The organism is Flavobacterium noncentrifugens, from assembly GCF_900100375.1.
Classification (GTDB): Bacteria; Bacteroidota; Bacteroidia; order Flavobacteriales; family Flavobacteriaceae; genus Flavobacterium; species Flavobacterium noncentrifugens.
In genome coordinates, this window is sequence record NZ_FNEZ01000005.1 from 269,486 (window position 1) to 291,671 (window position 22,186).

The 22,186-nt window shown below is 42.2% G+C and carries 16 protein-coding genes and 1 riboswitch; of the genes, 12 read left to right on the forward strand and 4 right to left on the reverse strand.

Annotated elements, in window-relative coordinates; all coding sequences use genetic code 11:
• Positions 1 to 67: 67 nt before the first annotated feature.
• Positions 68 to 2,479 carry a sodium-translocating pyrophosphatase gene (locus tag BLS32_RS14880; protein ID WP_091397597.1) on the forward strand — a complete coding sequence of 804 codons (2,412 nt, stop codon included), beginning with the start codon at positions 68 to 70 and terminating at the stop codon, positions 2,477 to 2,479.
• Positions 2,480 to 2,594: 115 nt separating this feature from the next.
• Here the strand turns inward: BLS32_RS14880 and BLS32_RS14885 are convergent, their stop codons facing one another.
• Entirely contained in the window at positions 2,595 to 3,209 is a 615-nt protein-coding gene (locus BLS32_RS14885) for a deoxynucleoside kinase (protein WP_091397598.1), read from the reverse strand.
• Entirely contained in the window at positions 3,209 to 4,000 is a 792-nt protein-coding gene (locus BLS32_RS14890) for a hypothetical protein (RefSeq protein ID WP_091397600.1), read from the reverse strand. Before BLS32_RS14890 ends, BLS32_RS14885 begins: the two co-directional genes overlap by 1 nt.
• Before the next feature lie 87 nt (positions 4,001 to 4,087).
• Here BLS32_RS14890 and BLS32_RS14895 point away from each other — a divergent pair, with 87 nt between their 5' ends.
• Together BLS32_RS14895 and BLS32_RS14900 are read left to right on the forward strand one after the other, a co-directional pair.
• A complete protein-coding gene (locus BLS32_RS14895; RefSeq protein ID WP_091397602.1) occupies positions 4,088 to 4,984 on the forward strand; it encodes a GLPGLI family protein in 897 nt (298 codons plus the stop codon).
• A gap of 12 nt (positions 4,985 to 4,996) precedes the next feature.
• On the forward strand, positions 4,997 to 7,753 hold the full coding sequence (locus BLS32_RS14900) for a carboxypeptidase-like regulatory domain-containing protein (RefSeq protein WP_091397604.1): 2,757 nt from the start codon (positions 4,997 to 4,999) through the stop codon (positions 7,751 to 7,753).
• Between the two features lie 105 nt (positions 7,754 to 7,858).
• On the opposite strand, the gene BLS32_RS14905 is transcribed toward BLS32_RS14900, so the two are convergent.
• Together BLS32_RS14905 and metK are read right to left on the reverse strand one after the other, a co-directional pair.
• Positions 7,859 to 8,626, reverse strand: a complete 768-nt coding sequence (locus tag BLS32_RS14905) for an alpha/beta hydrolase family protein (protein ID WP_091397605.1) — start codon at positions 8,624 to 8,626, stop codon at positions 7,859 to 7,861.
• Between the two features lie 183 nt (positions 8,627 to 8,809).
• Positions 8,810 to 10,060, reverse strand: a complete 1,251-nt coding sequence (gene metK, locus BLS32_RS14910; protein ID WP_091397607.1) for a methionine adenosyltransferase — start codon at positions 10,058 to 10,060, stop codon at positions 8,810 to 8,812.
• Between the two features lie 317 nt (positions 10,061 to 10,377).
• Between metK and BLS32_RS14915 the strand changes: the two genes are divergently transcribed.
• From BLS32_RS14915 to BLS32_RS14950, 9 genes are all read left to right on the forward strand, one after another.
• The gene (locus tag BLS32_RS14915) at positions 10,378 to 11,370 is read left to right on the forward strand and encodes a T9SS-dependent choice-of-anchor J family protein (RefSeq protein ID WP_091397609.1); all 993 of its coding nucleotides are present in this window, start codon (positions 10,378 to 10,380) and stop codon (positions 11,368 to 11,370) included.
• Between the two features lie 500 nt (positions 11,371 to 11,870).
• A complete protein-coding gene (locus tag BLS32_RS14920) occupies positions 11,871 to 13,163 on the forward strand; it encodes an O-acetylhomoserine aminocarboxypropyltransferase/cysteine synthase family protein (protein ID WP_091397611.1) in 1,293 nt (430 codons plus the stop codon).
• 2 nt (positions 13,164 to 13,165) lie between these two features.
• The gene (locus BLS32_RS14925; RefSeq protein WP_091397614.1) at positions 13,166 to 13,624 is read left to right on the forward strand and encodes an OsmC family protein; all 459 of its coding nucleotides are present in this window, start codon (positions 13,166 to 13,168) and stop codon (positions 13,622 to 13,624) included.
• Positions 13,625 to 13,713: 89 nt separating this feature from the next.
• On the forward strand, positions 13,714 to 14,718 hold the full coding sequence (locus BLS32_RS18550; protein ID WP_170227575.1) for an alpha/beta fold hydrolase: 1,005 nt from the start codon (positions 13,714 to 13,716) through the stop codon (positions 14,716 to 14,718).
• Positions 14,702 to 15,829 carry a homoserine dehydrogenase family protein gene (locus BLS32_RS18555; protein ID WP_170227576.1) on the forward strand — a complete coding sequence of 376 codons (1,128 nt, stop codon included), beginning with the start codon at positions 14,702 to 14,704 and terminating at the stop codon, positions 15,827 to 15,829. Before BLS32_RS18550 ends, BLS32_RS18555 begins: the two co-directional genes overlap by 17 nt.
• A gap of 99 nt (positions 15,830 to 15,928) precedes the next feature.
• Positions 15,929 to 16,030: riboswitch (SAM riboswitch) on the forward strand.
• A 226-nt stretch (positions 16,031 to 16,256) separates the two neighbouring features.
• Entirely contained in the window at positions 16,257 to 17,258 is a 1,002-nt protein-coding gene (locus BLS32_RS14935; protein WP_091397770.1) for a homocysteine S-methyltransferase family protein, read from the forward strand.
• The gene (gene metH, locus BLS32_RS14940; RefSeq protein ID WP_091397617.1) at positions 17,258 to 19,939 is read left to right on the forward strand and encodes a methionine synthase; all 2,682 of its coding nucleotides are present in this window, start codon (positions 17,258 to 17,260) and stop codon (positions 19,937 to 19,939) included. The genes BLS32_RS14935 and metH overlap by 1 nt, the downstream gene beginning before the upstream one ends.
• 160 nt (positions 19,940 to 20,099) lie before the next feature.
• On the forward strand, positions 20,100 to 21,056 hold the full coding sequence (metF, locus tag BLS32_RS14945) for a methylenetetrahydrofolate reductase [NAD(P)H] (RefSeq protein WP_091397620.1): 957 nt from the start codon (positions 20,100 to 20,102) through the stop codon (positions 21,054 to 21,056).
• A 32-nt stretch (positions 21,057 to 21,088) separates the two neighbouring features.
• Entirely contained in the window at positions 21,089 to 22,186 is a 1,098-nt protein-coding gene (locus BLS32_RS14950; RefSeq protein WP_091397623.1) for an acyloxyacyl hydrolase, read from the forward strand.

A 22,186-nucleotide genomic window follows, 5' to 3' on the forward strand; every position in this document is an offset into this window, starting at 1 on the left:
TGCTTTTTTATTTATAAGTGTTTTGTTACATTTACAAAAATATTAACAATTACCAAAAAACATTTATATGGAATCAATTATGATTTATGTGCCGATTTTCATGGCAATTATCGGGCTTGCGTTCATGTCGGCCAAACGAGCCTGGGTTTTAAAACAGGATGCCGGCGACGGTAAAATGAAAGAAATTTCAGATTACATCTACGAAGGCGCGCTCGCTTTCCTTAAAGCAGAATACCGCTTATTGGCCTTTTTCGTAGTCGGTGCCAGCATCGCATTGGCCGGAATTTCATACGTAGTTCCAACAACACATATATTAATAGTAGTCGCATTCATCTTCGGGGCATTTTTCTCTGCATTGGCTGGAAACATGGGAATGAAGATCGCAACCAAAACCAATGTAAGAACAACTCAGGCGGCGCGCACTAGTTTGCCACAGGCTTTAAAAGTATCTTTTGGCGGTGGAACCGTAATGGGATTGGGCGTTGCCGGATTGGCCGTTTTAGGATTGACCGGATTTTTCATCATATTATTCCATTTATTTATGGGCGGCATATGGACTTCTACTGAAGACATGACCAAAGTGCTTGAAACGCTGGCTGGATTTTCGCTTGGAGCGGAATCGATTGCGCTATTCGCCAGAGTAGGTGGCGGAATTTATACCAAAGCTGCCGATGTAGGTGCCGATTTAGTTGGTAAAGTCGAAGCTGGAATCCCAGAAGATGATCCGAGAAATCCAGCAACAATCGCAGATAACGTTGGAGATAACGTAGGCGATGTAGCCGGGATGGGCGCCGATTTATTTGGCTCTTATGTTGCGACAGTTTTAGCAGCTATGGTTCTTGGAAACTACGTTATTAAAGATATGGGCGGGAAAATCGAAGACGCTTTCGGCGGAATCGGCCCGATTTTATTGCCAATGGCGATCGCAGGTTTTGGGATCTTATTCTCGATTATCGGAACGATGCTTGTAAAAATTACAGATGACAATGCCAAAGAAGCACAAGTTCAAAAAGCATTAAATATTGGAAACTGGGTTTCTATTGCTTTAACCGCTGTGGCTTGTTATTTCCTTGTCGGAAAAATGCTTCCGGAAACGATGAAAATGACTTTTTTCGGAGAAGGCTTGCAGGATATTTCGTCAATGCGGGTTTTCTACGCCTCTTTAATCGGATTATTTGTTGGTGGCGCGATTTCTTCGGTAACTGAATATTATACCGGATTGGGTACAAAACCGGTTTTGGCAATCGTACAAAAATCATCAACCGGAGCAGGAACAAACGTGATCGCTGGTTTAGCAACAGGAATGATTTCAACTTTTCCAACGGTTTTATTATTTGCCGCAGCAATTTGGTCAACTTATGCTTTGGCAGGATTCTACGGCGTGGCTTTAGCGGCATCTGCGATGATGGCAACCACAGCAATGCAATTGGCAATCGATGCGTTTGGGCCGATTTCTGACAACGCCGGTGGAATCGCTGAAATGAGCGAATTGCCGAAAGAAGTGCGTACCAGAACTGATATTTTAGATTCTGTTGGAAACACAACCGCAGCAACCGGAAAAGGTTTTGCAATCGCTTCTGCAGCACTAACATCTCTAGCATTATTTGCTGCTTACGTCACATTTACAGGAATCGACGGAATCAATATTTTCAAAGCGCCGGTTTTGGCGATGTTATTTGTAGGTGGAATGATTCCGGTGGTTTTCTCCGCATTAGCTATGAATTCCGTAGGAAAAGCAGCCATGGACATGGTATATGAAGTGCGCCGACAGTTTAAAGAAATTCCTGGAATTATGGAAGGAACAGGCAAACCGGAATACGGCAAATGTGTTGAAATTTCTACAAAAGCCGCTTTACGCGAAATGATGCTGCCTGGAATTTTAACGATCGGTTTTCCAATTGCAATCGTGATTTTAGGAAAACTGGTTTACGGCGACAACAACCAATTGATCGCGGAAATGTTAGGCGGCTACATGGCTGGAGTGACCGTTTCTGGTGTACTTTGGGCAGTGTTCCAAAATAACGCTGGCGGGGCTTGGGATAATGCTAAAAAATCATTCGAAGCTGGAGTGATGATCAACGGAGAAATGACTTACAAAGGTTCTGATGCGCACAAAGCCGCGGTAACCGGAGATACGGTTGGAGATCCGTTTAAAGATACTTCTGGTCCATCGATGAATATCTTGATCAAATTAACTTGTCTGATCGGATTGGTGATTGCTCCTATTTTAGGCGGACATGTTGCCGGGGCTGAAAAAACCAAAGGTGTCAATGTTGAGGTGATCACTACAGATGCCCCGGCATCAAAAAACACGAGCAGGGAAGTAGTGGTGAGCAAAACCAATGTGGATGGAAAAGTATCTGCAACCATCACAACGACGATGGTTGAAAATGACGGAGAACCAGTGACCCAAACGCAAACCGTTGAAGGTACAGAAGCCGAAGTGAATAAGAAACTCGAAGAGCTTAAAAAGCAATAATACTTTTGCAATAATAAAAAAGCCTTACAGCAATGTAAGGCTTTTTCTTTTGAACCTTAAGGGATTAAAATCTATTAAGCTTAATAAAACTCAATCCCTTAATGGTTTATATTTTCTAAAACAATCCGTTTAATTCCGCATTGATCTTATTCATAATCATTCCCAGATCTTCAGGATTGTTGACAAAATCAATATTGTCTACATCAATGATCAATAACTTTCCTTTGGTGTACGTTTGAACCCAAGCTTCGTAACGTTCGTTCAAACGGCTTAAATAATCAATTGAAATCGAATTTTCATATTCACGGCCGCGTTTGTGGATTTGGTTTACAAGATTCGGAATCGAGCTTCGCAGGTAAATCAACATGTCCGGCGCTTCAACCAATGATTCCATCAATTCAAACAAAGAAGAATAATTCTGGAAATCACGGTTCGTCATCAAACCCATCGCATGCAGGTTTGGGGCAAAAATGTGCGCATCTTCATAAATCGTACGATCCTGTATGATCTTTTTCCCGCTTTCGCGGATTTGAAGAACCTGTCGGAAACGGCTGTTCAAAAAGTAAATCTGCAAATTAAACGACCAGCGTTCCATCTGATGGTAAAAATCGTCAAGATATGGATTGTCGACCACGTCCTCAAAATGCGGTTCCCATTTGAATTGTTTCGCCAGCAAACGCGTTAAAGTAGTCTTTCCCGCGCCAATGTTTCCTGCTACTGCTATGTGCATTATGGTAATATGATTTTATAATTCGTAATTCCGTCGGTTGTAAAAATAGATAAAATTTGGTCTCTGACCGTAAAACTTTTGAAGCTTTTTTCGGGAATTGAAAGCGGTGTCGGCTTGTTGTTTTTGATGTCCAATGCAAACAATTGATTGTCCAATGAATATAAAATCCAGTTGTCAGATGCAAAGCGCACGCGGTCAAAATCGGGAAGTTTCCCTAAATCAGCCATTTTTCCATAAACATCGCAGGCGAATCTTTCGTGGTTTTCATCGATCCATTGGAAATAATTAAAATCGGATTCATAGTATTTTAATTTTCCGGTAAACGGAACCGTGATCGACTTGTATTCGTTTTTCAGATAATCGAAAAGCCCGATCTGCTGGGACAAACTGTTGTAAATCCACAATCGATTTTGCGCGGCCATTCCGGTTCCTGCCACGACAATCGGAACCTGGTTTTCTGAAAAACTGATTTTCTGGGTTTCGTTCAATTGGTTATCCAATAAAATCACAGTGTTGAAATTTTCATAAAACAGCATGATTTTCAGCGGATTTTGCAAATCGACTTTCGTGATTTTCCCTAAAGCCAGGTTTTTATACTGCAAAATCAGGCTGTCTTTTTCTTTATTGAAAGTGTTGTTGATGATAAAATATTTCCATCCGAATTTATCATAACCCAAAAAAGTATCGGCGGCAAACGCAAAAGAATTAATTTTGGAAACTGCAATTTTTGGGTTTTGGGCAAAGCTGCCTGACATCCACAACATTAAAAAAAACAACACATATTTTTTCATAACCGCTAAAGTACAATCTTTTAACAAAACATTGTTACAAAAATAAATGCCATTCGTCCATCTTTGTTTTGCTAAAAATTACTCCAAATGAAAAAGTTCACTCTTTCCTTTTTACTGATTATTGTCGGATTTATAAATGCTCAGGCTCAGGACTTTCAAGGCATGGCGGTATACGAATCCAAAACCAGCACTTCTGATCTTAAATCGAGATTTGAAGGCAACAAAGACATTACGCCCGAGATGCGCAAGATGATTGAAGACCGCATGAAAGGCATGTTTGAAAAAACATTCATCCTGAATTTCGATAAAATCACATCGACTTATAAAGAAGAAGAAAAACTCGACGCACCCGGACAACAGCAAAGCCAGTTTGGTGGTGGCGTAAAAATGATGGCTTCAATGATGGGGGGCGGCGGAACGTTTTACAAAAACATTAAAGACAAAAATTATGTCGTGGATAAAGAATTCATGGGAAAAGAATTCCTTGTCAAAGATTCGCTTCCAAAACTGAACTGGAAAATGGAATCGGAAACGCGGCAAATTGGCGGTTACAATTGCTTTAAAGCGACTGCCGTTCGTCCGGTGAGCAAATCGGATCTGCGGAATATCAAATTCAAAAACGACAAAAAAGACGCTGCTAAAACCGAAAGTAAAGAAAAAACGACCAGCATTATGGAAGAACTCGAAATGCCTGAAAACATTACGATCACTGCCTGGTATACACCGGAAATCCCTGTGAGTCAAGGCCCGGAAAATTATTGGGGATTGCCTGGTTTGATCCTTGAAGCCAACGACGGGAAAACAACGATCTTGTGTTCGAAAATCGTCCTGAATCCAAAAGACAAAGCCGTAATTAAAGCGCCAACAAATGGAAAAGTGATCTCGCAAAAAGAATATGACGAAACCGTTGTAAAGAAAATGGAAGAGATCCGGAAAATGAATTCGGGAAGAAATGGCAACGGAATGCCGATGCGCATGCCTTAATTGCTGTATTTTATGAAGAATTTTTTGCTATTTGCCCTGCTTTTTATTACTGCTTTTTCCTTTTCGCAAAACGTCAAGCTCGACGGTTTGATTCTCGATAATTCGGATAAACCGCTTGAAATGGCAAATGTCATGGCGATCCATTCGGGAACGAATGCGATGGATTCGTATGCGATCACGAATGACAAGGGAAAATACCAATTGACGTTAAAACCGAATGCGACTTATACGGTAAAAGTCAGTTATCTTGGCATGCAATCGAAAGATGTTACCATCACAACTTCTACACAAAACGCCTCTCAAAACATTAAGCTTGAAGCTGGCGGAATCGAATTGCAAGGCGTGGAAGTCGTGCGTGAAATGCCGGTTTCGATCAAAGGCGACACGATCGTTTACAATGCGGATTCTTTTAAATCGGGAACCGAAAGAAAACTCGAAGATGTGCTTAAAAAACTGCCTGGAGTAGAAGTTAATGCCGATGGTGAAATAGAAGTGGAAGGCAAAAAAGTCCAGAAATTAATGGTCGAAGGCAAGGATTTTTTCGACGGGGATACCAAACTCGGCGTGAAGAATATTCCGGCAGATGCAATCGACAAGATTCAGGTTTTGCGCAATTACAACGAAGTCTCAGCACTCAAAGGACTCGAAAATAACGAGGAGAATGTCGCGATGAACATCAAACTCAAAAAAGGCAAAAAGAACTTTTGGTTTGGCGATATGACCGCCGGAATTGGCGTTGGGCACGAAGACCGCCGTTATGTGATCAATCCGAAATTGTTTTATTACAGTCCGGAATACAGCATCAATCTGATTGGGAATTTCAACAACATTGGCGAATTGCCATTTACGCCTCAGGATTATTTCAAATTTACCGGCGGATTTAAAAGCCTGATGAAAAAGGGTGGAACCGGATTTAATGTTTCGTCGAATGACCTCGGATTGACGTTGCTTCGGAACAACCGCGCAAAGGAAATTGAAACACAATTCGGCGCGACAAATTTTGCTTACAATGTCAATAAAGCGTGGAGTTTAAGCGGATTTGCAATTGTTTCATCAACACTGACCGAGCTCGAAACCAAATCACAAACGACAAGAAGCGATTTGCTAAACGGAATCGGAAACCAGCAAAATACTGAAACAAAAATCAATACCGATGAAGCGACAAACCAGAAGAGCAATCTTGCACTCGTGAAACTGAGTTCGAGTTATAAACCGAATACGAAATTGCAATTCGACTATGATGCGCTGTTCAAAAAGTCATCCCAAAATGAATATTCGAATTTATTTACGCAAACGACCGCATCTGCTTTAAGCGATTCGCAAACAGTCAACACGCTTAAAAAACAAGATCCGATTTCGCTGAACCAGAACGTGAATTTGTATTATACACAAAGCGACAAAAATGTTTTTGCGTTTGAAATGCAGCATTTATTCCAGCAGGAAGATCCGTTTTACAACGCGAATCTGGGGCGAAACCCTTTTCCGGATTCGTTGCTGCCGCAGAATCAGGGCGACGATCTGGGCATTGCCGATCAGTCGCGATACGATTTAAACCAAAACCGCTTTGTAAAGACCAATAAAGTCGATTCGAAGTTTGATTATTATTACATGCTGACGCCGAAATCGAACATCAACGTTACTTTGGGAAATACGTATTCGTATCAGAATTTTGATTCGGATATTTTTCAGATTTTGGATAATAACAGTGTGAATGACCTGAATCCGAATACCGATAATGACGTCGCTTACAGTTTTAACGATGTATTTTTAGGGCTGCATTACAAATTCATTACGGGGAAATTTACGATCAATCCGGGTTTCAGCGTGCATCGGTACAATACTTTTAACAATCAGCTGGAAAGCAAAGCGAGTGATGATTTTTACAGATTTCTGCCCGATGTATATGCGATTTACCAACTCAAAAAATCGGAATCGCTGACGTATAATTATGCAATGACTACTGATTTCACCGATATCAATAAACTCGCCGAAGGGTATGTCATGAACGGCTACAATTCGCTTTTCAAAGGAAACCGTTACCTCGAAAATGCTTTAGTGCAAACGCATTCGCTGCGGTATTTTAAATACAACATGTTCAATTTTACGAATATTTTCGGATTTGTGAATTACAGCCGAAGGATGGACGCGGTGAAAAACAAGGCGAAATTCATTGGAATCAACCAATCATCCGAACCGTATAATTCTAATTTTGCAGATGAAATGCTGACTGGTGTTGGAAATTACGGGCGCTCTTTCGGAGATTATAAAGCTTCGGTGAATGCCAATGTGAATTGGTCAAAATTCAACAACATCCGCATCACGCCAATTACGAACCTTGAAATTCCCGAAACAACAGAATCGTTTACGCAAAGCTACACAGCGAAATTAGCTACAAATTATAAAGATTTTCCGAATATTGAAGTCGGCTACAACATCGCGATTAACCATTACCAACAAAATACATTTTATACGGAAAAACCGTCAGTGAAACTCGATTATTATTTTATGGACGCTTTTTCATTTGTATCCGAATATGAATATTTTCATTATACGAGTAAGGACGATACGATCAATAATGAATATGATTTCCTGAGTGCGAGCCTGATTTACCAGAAGAAGAGCAGTAAATGGGAATATAAGGTTTCAGCTACGAATTTGCTGAATACGACGACTTTAAACGACGACAGCTTTACGCAATTTTCAACGCGGACTTCCCAATATCAGGTGCAGCCGCGTTACGTGATTTTTTCGTTGAAATACAATTTGTAATAAATATTTAATGACTGTCGGATGCCGAGTTTCAGGATTCAGATGTACGATTTAATGAAGATGCGGATGCTGATAGCGTAAATCGTACATCTGAAATCGTACATTTTATGGCAGCCATTGTTTGACTTTTGCAACTACGAATGCTTTGTATTTTCCGCTGTCTGTGCAATGTCCGGTTCCGGGAATGATCAGGCATTCGCTGGCTGTAGCTACTCCGGCGTTGTTGTTTTGTGTGAGCCCGGTTTTGAACTCATTCGCATTCGCATTCATAACGTCATCATTTAGCGTGCTCATGTAAGCGACCGGAAATAAAATCGCGCTGCCTTTCCAGGTATCGCCGCCCGAGCATTCGAGAATCACACCTTTGATACCTTCGATTGGTGAAATTCCGGCCTGGCCAGGAAGCACTAAGGCAAAGCTGTTGTTTCCGCCGCGCGACAATCCGCCAATGATCACTTTGTTTCTCGGGATGTCAAAAATCGTGGTAAGATCAACGATCACTTCGTTTATTTGGCCTTTAAAACGCAGATTTGTTTCTGCTAACGTACTGTTTTCGGGTATGTCGTAAGAGGTTGTTACGGCAACATAGCCTTGTTGTGCCAACGCAATACACTGGTCGTTTAATGTAGCATCATTTTCATCTGTTCCGTCGCCGTGCGCCAGGATCACGATTCCTTTTCTTGTAGCTTCGGTTTCGGCTTCCTGGTAAAATCGCTTGTATTTAAATGTAGATGCCTGCATGACTTCGTCTTTTACCGGAATTCGCGTAGTTGGATCATCAGCCGCTGGTGTGCTGTTACTGCTGTCATCATCGGAGCAGGAAAAAGTCAAAAGGGACAAAAAGAGCGCTGGTAATATCAGTAATTTTTTCATGATGTTTATTTTTAGTTTTTGAATGATTTAAACCTTAACCCTGGTTTGCTGATTCAAAAGTGCATCAAATCTCCCAAACATAAAATGTACTTCAATCCAACGGCGGTTTTGAATATACGAACTGCGGAAAATAAAAAACCTTCACCGGGAAGATGAAGGTTTTTAATATCTGTAAAGAAAAAATTACAATCCGAATTCGGCTTTTACTTTGTCTACAAAGTCTAATTTTTCCCATGTAAACAAGTCAACTGTCAATACTTTTTCTTCGCCGTTTGGCGTTCTGAAGGTTTTGGTTACCGTTTCAGGTTTGCGTCCCATGTGTCCGTAAGCAGCGGTTTCGCTATAAATCGGGTTTCTGAGTTTCAAACGTTGTTCGATGAAATAGGGGCGCATGTCGAAGATCGCTTCTACTTTCTTGCTGATTTCCCCATCGGTTAAATCCACTTTGGAAGTTCCATAAGTCACCACGTTGATGGATGTTGGTTTTGCCACTCCGATAGCATACGAAACCTGAACTAAGATTTCATCGGCAACACCGGCAGCCACTAAGTTTTTGGCAATATGACGCGTCGCATAAGCAGCGCTTCGGTCTACTTTACTCGGATCTTTTCCTGAAAAAGCACCGCCACCGTGAGCCCCTTTTCCGCCGTAAGTATCCACAATGATTTTTCTTCCTGTCAAACCCGTATCTCCGTGTGGCCCGCCAATGACGAATTTTCCGGTTGGATTGATGTGATAGGTAATTTGGTCATTGAATAAATGGGCATATTGAGGGTATTTCGCTTTTACTCTCGGAATTAAGATCGAAACCAAATCTGATTTGATTTTTGCCAGCATCGAAGCTTCGTCATCGAAATCATCGTGTTGCGTAGAAATTACAATGGCATCAATGCGTTGTGGTTTGTTGTCATCAGAATATTCTAAGGTTACCTGCGATTTCGCATCCGGGCGCAAATAGGTGATTTCGGAATTTTCCCTTCTCAAATTTGCCAGTTCCCGCAACAAGGCATGGGATAAATCCAAGGCCAGTGGCATGTAGTTTTCAGTTTCATTGGTGGCATATCCAAACATCATTCCCTGATCTCCGGCGCCTTGTTCTTCTTTGCTGGCACGGTCTACACCTTGGTTGATGTCTTGCGATTGTTCGTGGATTGCAGATAAAATTCCGCAAGAATTGGCCTCAAACATGTATTCGCTTTTAGTATAGCCGATTTTTTTGATGACATCGCGGGCAATTTGCTGCACGTCAAGATATGTTTTTGATTTTACTTCGCCTGCAAGGATTACTTGTCCGGTTGTAACCAAAGTTTCACAGGCTACTTTAGATTCTGAATCAAACGCCAGAAAATTATCGATTAAAGCATCTGAAATCTGATCGGCAATTTTGTCAGGATGTCCTTCACTAACTGATTCCGACGTGAATAAATAAGCCATAAAAAATTTATTTTAAATTAATTTGGAAGGTAAAAACAGGATTGCAGGAAGCTAAAGGAGAATTTCTGCTTTAGCATTTTTTTAATGAGGTTGCAATCAGTCAAATTTTTCCTCTCGATTTTCGGTTGCAAATGTAGGAAACCGTTTTTGATTGGTAAAACTATTAACGTTTAATTTATCGTCGAGGGAATGAATCTATACATTTATTCTACTTTTGCTGAAAAAAATCACATTGCGATACTGTTAAGAAGATAAATACCTGATCCTTTGTATTATTTTTTTGTTAGATTTGTGAATCAATTTAAAAATCAACTATTATGAAAAAAACTTTACTCTTATTGTCTGCTGTTTTTGCAATTGGAACTGCCCAGGCGCAAAATGTTTACAGTTATGACTTTAGCGGTGTTACCGCTGATTTAACTACCGCGGGATTTACTAGAACTAATCAAAGTACATTAGCATCTGCAACAACATTATGGAGCATTGCTAGTTATTTGCCTGGAGTAGCTACTGCTACAAACGGGGGGCAATTTCAAAATCAGGTTTATACCACAGGTCAGGCTTACCCTGCACCACTAGGTCAAAATGGAGTTGCTAACGGTTTTGCTTTAGTTAACTATACCAGTTCTACTAGTACCGCTGCAACTGGCGCTACACTTAGCAACTGGTTAATAACTCCTTCTATTACAGTACAAAATGGTGATGTTGTTTCTTTCTACACTAGAGTTGGAACATTTACTGCAAATGGAACAACCTCTTACGCAGACAGATTGGAATTCAGAATGAGTAGCAATGGCGATTTCACAACCTCTCCATCAGCAGGCCCAACTGATGTTGGTGATTTCACAGCTTTATTAGTTACTGTAAATCCAAATCTACTTACAACAGCAAATTCTTATCCGCAAGTTTGGACGAAATATAGCGCAACAATTTCAGGACTTAATGAGGCGACTTCTGCGAAATTTGCTTTCAGATATTTCGTAACTGATGGAGGTCCGGTGGGTGATAACTCAAGCCTTATTGGAATCGATACTTTTTCTGTTGACCGTACTTTAGCAACTGCGGATTTCTTCGCATCAAACTTTGCTGTATATCCAAACCCTGCTACCAATGTTTTGAACGTTGAAACTAAAAACAATACAGAGCTAAGCCAGTTGCAATTGACCGATATTAACGGAAGAATCGTTAAAGAAGTGAAAGCTTCAGGAGTTTCGAATCAAATCAACATCAGCGAATTGAATACAGGAGTTTACTTCTTGAAAGCAACTTCTGCACAAGGTGTTGGAACAACAAAAATCGTTAAAAACTAATTTAAGTTTTCAATATTTTAAAACCCGTTTTTTTTGACGGGTTTTTTTATGGAATGAAAATTTTAATGTTAAAATTTGAAATTGGGTTTGGTGAATCCAAAAACAATTCAGAAGTTTGTTCCAACGAAAAGATCGAAAAAATGAAATTTACAATTTGCAATATGTGTCGAATGATGTGGAAGACTTCCGCAGAGAACACTATTGCCTGATTTTAAATTTTTAAAATATAAAGCAAAAGCCTCTGCCAACCGCAGGGGCTTTTTTTATTTCAATCTGTTTCAAAATTAAAAAATTACAAAAAATGAATTTTCCAGTAGCAAGCCAAATGATGATCTGTTGTATGATGTGTATGTGCATCCCGAATTGCTATTGCCAAAAGCGAAAGATCTAATCTTTGTTATAGTTCAAACTATAAGCCCTTTTGGTAAGCCAGCCAAAAGGGCTTTTTTATTCCCGAAAAATTACACATCTAAATATCTAATTACTAAAATCTATTTATCATGAGCACACAGAAATTTGCAACAAACGCACTACACGCAGGACACGATGTTACCAAAACCGGAGGAACCAGAGCCGTGCCGATTTACCAAACGACTTCTTATGTTTTCAACAACGCCGAACATGCAGCCAATCTTTTCGGACTTGCAGAACCGGGATTTATCTACACCCGATTGAACAATCCAACGAATGACATTCTCGAACAACGCCTCGCCGCACTTGAAGGTGGAATCGCAGCAGTGGTCACCGCATCAGGAACTGCCGCGTTAACTACAGCACTTTTGGTATTATTGAAATCGGGCGACCATATCGTAGCGTCAAACAGTTTGTACGGCGGAACTTACAATTTATTGAATGTGACTTTGCCAAGATTGGGCATTACAACGACTTTTGTCGATCCGTCAAATCCCGATAATTTCACGAAAGCGTCCAAAGAAAATACCCGCGTATTTTTTGCAGAAACACTTGGAAATCCAAAGCTTGATGTACTTGATCTCAAAGCCATTTCGGCGGAAGCCAAAGCGTTCAAAGTGCCTTTTATTGTTGACAACACCGTTCCATCGCCATACCTTTTGAATCCGATCGCATACGGTGCAGATATCGTCATTCATTCCTTAACCAAATACATATCTGGAAATGGAACGTCTCTCGGAGGTGCCATCATCGATGCCGGAAACTTCGACTGGAGCAATGGAAAATTTCCTGAATTTACAGAGCCTTCAGCCGGTTACCACGGACTCGTTTATCATGAAGCACTCGGGAATGCAGCATTCATCGCAAAAGTCCGCATCGAAGGTTTGCGGGATTTCGGCGGTGCGCTGAGTCCGTTTAACGCTTTCCAGATTATTCAGGGCCTCGAAACTTTGCCGATCCGAATTCAGAAACACAGCGAAAATGCATTGGCTTTGGCCGAATGGCTTGAAGCGCACGAAGATGTGGAATGGGTCAATTATCCGGGATTAAAATCGAGTAAATACTACGAACTCGGACAACAATATTTGCCGAAAGGGCAAAGCGGAATCGTGACATTTGGCCTTAAAGGCGGCTATGAGTCCGCTAAAAAAGTAGCCGACCAGACCAAATTGTTTTCATTATTGGCCAACATCGGCGATACCAAATCACTGATCATTCATCCAGCAAGTACGACACACCAGCAATTATCAGACGAACAGCAATTGGCAACCGGAGTTTCAAAAGACCTGATTCGTTTGTCTGTCGGAATCGAAGACATCGAAGATTTAAAAGCCGACTTAAAAGCGGTATTTGCCAATATCAAAAACCCTCAATTAGCGTAATCATGAGTTTAAAAACCGTAAATGTTTTAGGATATGCTGTCGGCAATGGCCAGTTTGTAGTCAAGGCGCAAAGCTTTGACGTCAGAATCAGTAAAAATCCGCTTGCGCCAGAATTAGAAGGCCCAAGCCCGATTGAATATTTGCTCGCCGGTTTCGCCGGATGCATTAATGCCGTGGGAAAAATTGTTGCTAAAGAACTGAACATCGGCCTGAAATCACTTCAGGTCGAGATTTCGGGAACCTTGGAACTCGATAAATACAATGGGAAGGAAACCGATAAACGCGCGGGTTTTGAATCGATCCAAATTGTTGTAAAACCAACATCTGACGCGACTTTAGAACAACTCAAAAACTGGATTCAGATCGTCGAATCCCGCTGCCCCATTCAGGACAACATCGTTAATCCAACTCCGGTGCACCTGACTTTGCTCAAAGAATACGATTCGGCCAACGCGGCTTAATCGCAAAATAAATTGTTTGTTTTTTGTTTGTTTGTTAAAACTGCAACGGCCGACACGTTTTCGGCCGGGCAGTTTTTAAAAAAGAAATCATGGGAAAATTAAAGAAAATAATCATAAGCGATTGGATCACTGAGAACGGAAAATCGCATCAAAATGTGCCGTTATTCTGGCAAAAATTTGGCCCTGAAATTGGAACCGCACCGATTGTTTTGGTCAATCACGCACTCACCGGAAATTCTAATGTTGCCGGAGAAAACGGCTGGTGGAATGCACTTATTGGAAAAAATAAAACCATAGACACCAATGATTTTACCGTGATCGCGTTCAACATTCCCGGTAACGGATTTAATGGCGAATATGAAAACCTGATCCACAATTACAAAGATTTTACCGCAAAAGACATCGCCCAGATTTTTTGGCAGGGTTTGATTGCATTGAAAATTGAAAATTTATTTGCCATTATCGGTGGAAGCCTTGGCGGCGGAATTGCCTGGGAAATGGCGGCTTTGCATCCAACAAAAATCGAAAATCTCATTCCGGTTGCCACCGATTGGAAAGCGACCGATTGGGTCATTGCAAATGTATGGATACAAGACCAGATCCTCAACAATTCAGACAACCCAATTTCTGATGCACGCATTCATGCGATGTTGCTTTACCGCACGCCGCAATCGCTCGGACTCAAATTCAACCGCGAAAAACCAGCAGGAGAAATCCGTTTTCTCATCGAGACCTGGCTGTTGCATCACGGTGAAAAATTGCAAAACCGCTTCAGATTAGCGTCATATAAATTGATGAACCATCTTTTAAAAACGGTCGATATTTCAAAAAACTATCAGAGTTTTGAGGCTGTAGCCAATGAAATTCAGGCAAATATTCACGTCATTGCTGTCGATTCCGACTTGTTTTTTATTCCGCAGGAAAATCGCGAAACAGTTTCCAGCTTGCAGCAAACCAAATCAAATATCTTTTACCACGAAATCAAATCCATCCACGGACACGATGCATTTTTAATCGAATTCGAACAATTGTCTAAAATCATCCAACCGATTTTCAACACCCAAAAACAACCCAGCTATGTCACTCAAAATTAATATCATCCTTTTCGGAATCGGAAATGTCGGCAGTACACTCATCAATCAGATCGTCGAAAGCAAGCAATTCTTCCTCGAAAGCCAAAATATCGAACTCCGGTTTCCAATCATCACCAATTCAACTTTAGCGTTCTTCGAAAAAGACGGATTAAAAAACAAATGGGAAGCAACCCGAGGCGAAGCCGAACTGAGCGGAGCTAATTTTGCACAATCGGCCATTCCATTTAACATCGAGGACATTATCGAATATGTGCAATTCCAAAACCTCGAAAACCTGATCGCCGTAGATGCAACCGCCAGTTCACATCTCGTAAAATCCTACATTCCACTCATCCAAAACGGATTTCACATTGTCGCCGCAAACAAAATTGCAAACACGTTGCACAACGATTTTTACGCAGCACTTAGAAGAAACTTCAAAAAATTCGACAAGCAGTTTTTATACGAAACCAACGTCGGAGCCGGATTGCCAATTATCAATACTATAAAAGACTTACACCATTCCGGAGAAAAAATCACCAAGATCCGCGGCGTATTCTCAGGTTCGTTAAGTTACATTTTCAACCGTTTCGGAAAAGAAAATATTCCGTTTTCCCAAATTCTCCACGACGCAGAAAAAATCGGTTACACCGAACCCGATTCCAGAGAAGATCTTTCCGGAAATGATGTCGCCAGGAAATTACTCATTTTGGCCCGCGAACTCGGCCTCGAAACAGAATTCTCAAACATCAAAATCACCTCTTTACTGCTCCCAAACCTAAACGAAAAGCACTCTAAAGCCGAATATTCGGTCAATAAATTGTTATTCGATAAACCTTATCAAACCGCCAAACTCACCCAAAAAGAAAACCACGTCCTGCGTTACATCGGCGAACTCGACCTAATCCAAAAAACACTCGAAGTCAAACTTACATCTGAACCCGAAAGTTCGCCACTCGGCCAACTCAAAGGCGCCGACAGCCTCATCGAAATCTACACGAATTCCTACGGTGAAAACCCAATCGTCATCCAGGGCGCCGGAGCAGGAAAAGAAGTCACCGCACGCGGCGTACTCACCGATATTCTCAAAATCGCCAGCCAGATCCGCGTCAAAGAATCCCTTTTTGCCTAAATCCAGCCTGCAGCGACAACGTTGTAGGTTTTTTTCGTCAAATGCAGTTGCAAAATCCAATGCGATTGCCTTACTTTGCAGGGTTCATAAACATACTGACTGTTATCACGAAAGGCCGAGGGATAGACCCTGTGAAGCCTTAGCAACCCTTTATCTTAAAGAAGGTGCTACATTCTACCCGTTTTTCGGGACAGATAACCACGAGATTTTCTCCCTTTCCATGATACAATTTTTATTTTTTTGAAGCACAACAGCTGGTTTCCAGTTCATGTTTTGTCCCGCTTTTCGCTGCAATCTTTTATGCCATGAAAAATGGCAAAAAAGGATTTTCGCTGCAATCGGGGCTAATTGATAAAGTTTCCGTTTTCAAAACTGCCTTTCGCCTTGCGACTTCGTGGCAAAAACAAACGCCTTCATGGCAATAAAAATGTCAAAAGTAACCCAGGAAATACAAAAAAGAATTCTCGTCCTCGATGGCGCCATGGGAACAATGCTGCAACGCTATAACTTCTCAGAAGAAGATTTCCGTGGCGAACGCTTCAAGGATTTTCCGCATTCGCTCAAAGGAAACAACGATTTATTGTCTCTGACACAGCCGCAGGCGATCCGCGACGTGCATGCGCAATATTTCGAAGCAGGCGCCGATATCGTAGAAACCAACACGTTCTCAGGAACTACAATCGGGATGGCCGATTACCATCTCGAAGATCTGGTATACGAACTCAACTATGAATCGGCTAAACTTGCCCGCGAAGTCGCCGATGCATTCACTGCCAGAAATCCAAACAAACCAAGATTTGTCGCCGGTTCGATCGGCCCGACAAACAGAACAGCAAGCATGTCGCCCGATGTCAATGATCCGGGTTTCCGCGCCGTCACTTTCGACGATTTAAGGATCGCATACAAACAACAGGTCGAAGCGCTAATCGATGGAGGAAGCGATATTTTATTGGTCGAAACCATATTCGATACCTTAAATGCCAAAGCTGCCTTGTTCGCCATCGAAGAAGTCAAAGAAGAAAGAAACCTCGACATTCCGGTCATGGTTTCAGGCACCATCACCGATGCTTCGGGACGCACCTTGTCGGGGCAAACGGTTGAAGCTTTTTTAATTTCGATTTCGCATATTCCGCTATTAAGCGTCGGATTCAATTGCGCCCTCGGAGCAGATCAATTAAAACCATATCTGAAAAGATTGTCCAGAAATACAACTTTGAATATTTCTGCACACCCAAACGCCGGACTTCCAAATGCTTTCGGCCAATACGACCAAACGCCGCAAGAAATGCAGGCGCTGATCCGCGAATACCTCGAAGACCATTTGATCAACATCATCGGTGGCTGTTGCGGTACCAATCCCGATCACATTCGCCTCATCGCTGAAGTTGCCGCAGAATATGAACCACGAAAAATCGAAGTAACCACCTAATGGCTGACGCAGACTGTAATAAATACTTAAAATTATCGGGTCTCGAACCGTTAATTGTCACTCCCGAAACGAATTTCGTCAACGTTGGCGAACGCACGAACGTTACTGGTTCCCGAAAATTCCTTCGTTTAATTAAAGAAGAACGCTACGAAGAAGCGCTCGACGTTGCCCGCGCCCAAGTCGAAGGCGGCGCCCAGATCATTGATATCAACATGGATGAAGGCATGCTCGACGGTGTTCATGCGATGACGACTTTCCTAAACCTCATCGCTTCCGAGCCTGATATTTCCCGAGTTCCATTGATGATCGACAGTTCCAAATGGGAAATTATCGAAGCCGGACTCAAAGTCGCGCAGGGAAAAAGCGTTGTCAATTCAATTTCTTTAAAAGAAGGCGAGGCCAATTTCATCCACCAAGCAAAACTTGTAAAACGCTACGGTGCGGCTGTGATTGTAATGGCATTCGACGAAAACGGACAGGCCGATTCGTATGAACGCCGCATCGAAATCTGTAAAAGATCTTACGATGTGCTCGTTGATAAAGTAGGTTTCCCGGCCGAAGACATTATTTTCGATCCAAATATTTTTCCGGTTGCCACTGGTATGGACGAACACAAGCTCAATGCGCTCGATTTCTTTCGGGCAACGAAATGGATTCGGGAAAATTTGCCGTATGCTCATGTTTCGGGCGGTGTCAGCAATGTGTCGTTTTCTTTCCGTGGAAACGACAAAGTCCGCGAAGCGATGCATTCGGCATTTTTGTACCACGCGATCCAGAACGGCATGACGATGGGAATTGTAAATCCCGAAATGCTCGAGGTCTATGATTCAATCGATAAAGTCTTACTCGAACACGTTGAAGATGTTTTATTAAATCGCCGCGACGACGCAACCGAAAGGCTTTTAGATCTGGCCGAAACCTTCAAAGGCGATTACAAAGCCAATGAAAAGGCAGTTCAGGAATGGCGGGCGCTTCCGGTTCAGGAACGGTTGACGCATGCTTTGGTCAAAGGCGTTGATGAATTCATAGAAATTGATGTCGAAGAAGCGCGCCAACTCGCAGTAAAACCCATCCAGGTCATCGAAATCAATTTGATGGCCGGAATGAACGTTGTAGGCGATTTGTTCGGAAGCGGGAAAATGTTCCTGCCACAGGTCGTTAAATCGGCGCGCGTGATGAAAAAAGCAGTCGCGTATTTACTTCCTTATATAGAAGCCGAAAAAGACGGAACGTCACAAAGCGCTGGGAAAATCCTGATGGCAACTGTAAAAGGCGACGTGCACGACATTGGAAAAAATATCGTTTCAGTCGTTTTAGGCTGCAACAATTATGAGATTGTCGATCTTGGTGTGATGGTTTCCCCAGAGAAAATCATCGAAATGGCGATCAATGAAAATGTAGACATCATCGGCCTCAGCGGATTGATCACGCCGTCGCTAGATGAGATGGTGTATCTGGCCAAAGAACTCGACAAACTCAATATTAAAATCCCAATCATGATTGGAGGCGCCACAACTTCACGCGCCCATACAGCAGTCAAAATCGCGCCGGAATACAGGGAAACGGTTGTTCATGTGAATGATGCCTCGCGTGCCGTAACCGTTGCCGGAAATCTGGTCAATGCCAATACAAAACTCGAATATTCAAAGGCGCTAAGATCAGAATATGACGAATTGCGCGAAGGTTATTTGAACCGTTCCCGCGATAAAAATTTCCTGACGATAGAGCAGGCGAGAGCCAATAAATTAAAGCTCGACTGGGAAAATTTCACCCCGAAAAAACCAACATTTATTGGCGTAAAAACGATAGAAGTTGATGTCGAAACTTTGGTTCCGTACATTGACTGGACACCATTTTTCAGGACGTGGGAATTGTTCGGGAAATATCCGGCGATTTTAACCGATGAAATCGTGGGCGAACAGGCGCAGGATGTTTTCAAAGACGCCAAAGCGATGCTCGACGTGATTTTGAAAGAAAACAAACTGACGGCAAAAGGCATTTACGGGATTTTTCCTGCGAATACAATTAATGACGATGACATTGAATTGTGTGACGAAAACGGAAAAAAACTGCAAACCTTTTTGACTTTACGACAGCAATCGCAAAAAACAAAAGGCGCATTTAATTTGGCTTTGGCCGATTTTGTCGCTCCGAAAGATTCCGGGAAAACCGATTACATGGGTGCTTTTTGCGTCACGACCGGTTTTGGAGTAGACGAATGGGCAGCCGAATTTGAAAAAAATTTAGACGATTACAATTCGATCATGGTCAAAGCGCTCGCCGATCGTCTGGCAGAAGCTTTCGCCGAATACCTGCATGAGAAAGTCCGCACCGAAATCTGGGGTTATGCGTCTGAGGAACATTTGTCGAAGCAGGATTTAATTGAAGAAGAATACAAAGGCATTCGCCCGGCACCAGGCTATCCGGCCTGTCCTGACCATTTGGAGAAACCAACGATCTGGAAATTGCTAAATGTAGAAGAAGCTATTGGCGTGACCTTGACTGAAAGTATGGCGATGTGGCCGGCTTCATCGGTTTCGGGTTATTATTTTGGAAACCCGGAAAGCAAGTATTTCGGGCTTGGAAAAATCAAAGAAGACCAGGTGGTCGATTATGCCAAACGCCGCAGCATTCCTACGGAAAAGGCGATGAAATGGCTGAATCCGAATATAGCCGATTGAGTATTTGCGTGAAGGATTAAAGTGAAAATCCTTTTTGCGGCCGCAGCGCAGCGAAGGCCGAAAAAGATTGCAGCGGAAAGCCTGACAGCGGCGCAGGACAAATTTGAATCAACAGAAAAATCACGGTGCGCCGGTGGCACGCCAAAAAATAAATCTTTAAATGAAAGTTACCCAACATATTGAAAACGCCAACGGAAATCCGTTATTTTCATTTGAAATATTACCGCCATTAAAAGGGCAGAACATCCAGTCGATTTTTGACAGCATTGATCCGCTGATGGAATTCAATCCGCCGTTTATTGATGTCACTTACCATCGTGAAGAATATGAATTCAAGGAATTGCCGAGCGGTTTGCTTGAGAAAAAAATTGTCAAAAAACGTCCGGGAACGGTTGGGATTTGTGCAGCGATCCAGAATAAATACGAAGTCGACGCGATTCCGCATATTTTGTGTGGCGGATTTACAAAAGAAGACACCGAGAATTTCCTGATCGATATTGATTTCCTCGGCATCCAGAATGTCGTGGCGTTGCGCGGCGATGCGATCAAAAGCGAGATTTATTTCCGTCCGGAGAAAGAAGGCCATCATTATGCAACCGAGTTAGTTTCGCAGATTTCAAATCTGAACAAAGGAATTTACCTTGATGAAGATTTGCAAAATTCAAGCAAAACCGATTTTTGTATCGGAATTGCAGGTTATCCCGAAAAACACATGGAAGCGCCGAGCATGGACAGCGATATTCATTTCCTGAAGCAAAAAATCAAGAATGGCGCCGATTATATCATCACGCAAATGTTTTTTGACAACCAAAAATATTTTGATTTTGTGGCCAAATGCAGGAAAGAAGGCATTACGGTTCCGATTATTCCGGGATTAAAACCGATTGCGACCAAAAAGCAATTAAACCTTGTGCCGCACCGTTTTAAAGTCGATTTGCCCGATGATCTGATTATGGAGGTCGTCAAGGCGAAGGACAATGACGCGGTAAAGGAAATTGGGATCGAATGGTGCATCAATCAGAGTAAGGAACTTGTAAAATCGAGAATTCCGGTGCTGCATTATTATTCGATGGGAAAAGCTGAAAATATTAAGGCGATCGCGCAGGCTATATTTTAAAAAAGAATATATATTTGCGCAATTCGTGTCAGATGAGAGCTCTAATTTGCGTTTTCTTTTTAGTATTTTTCGGAACGTGCGTTGCTCAGAATGTATTTCAGAGCGGACAGGTTGACGCCAATTTTTTCAGAAGCAACATTTTACTCCATTCACCCGATCTGACCCAACTCATCACCGGCCATCCCGAAGGTGCGCTCATTAGTTATTCTGTAAAAACCGACGGAAACGAAGACTGGGAATCGCTTTACAATTACCCGGATTATGGCGGCTATTTCTTATATCAGGATTTTAAAAACCCGATTCTGGGAAAAAATTATGCCATCGGCGTACACTACAATTTCTATTTTCTGAAGCGGCACCTGATGCTCAATGTGGCACAGGGAATTGCGATGACTACAAATCCATACGACAAGGTCAGCAACCCGAAAAACAGCGCATTCGGTTCGAAGATCATGGCAAATATCGATTTCGGGCTCAGCTACAAAAAAGAAAACATCTTCAATAAATTTGGCATTCAGGCCGGATTCATCTATACGCATTTTTCAATGGGCCGTACGAAATCGCCAAACAGCGGCATCAATACCTATGGATTGAATGTCGGGCTCAACTACAACCTCGGCGAAACCAAATTCAAAGTTATCGATACGACAAATATGCCAACAATGAAATTTACCGAACCGGTCAAACTCAACATTGTTTTTCGCGGCGGCGTCAACGAAAGCCCGATCATCGGCAGCGGGCAGGAACCATTTTACCATTTTGGGTTTTACGTTGACAAACGCCTCAACCGCAAAAGCGCGATCCAAATCGGAACCGAATTGTTCCTGACGACTTCCTTCAAAGAATACCTGAAATTCCAGGCAATTGCCTATCCTGAAACCGGCGTTACTCAATCGACAGATTATAAAAGATTGGGGATTTTTATCGGCCACGAATTGTTCATCAACAGGATTTCGGTAGAAACGCAGATCGGATATTATGCATACAGACCTTTTAAACTCGACGATGTGGTTTACGAACGCGTCGGGGTAAAATATTACATTACACCAAAAATATTCACCGGACTGGCTGTAAAAACCCACGGATTTCTCGCAGAAGCACTCGAATTTGGAATTGGCGTCAGATTATAA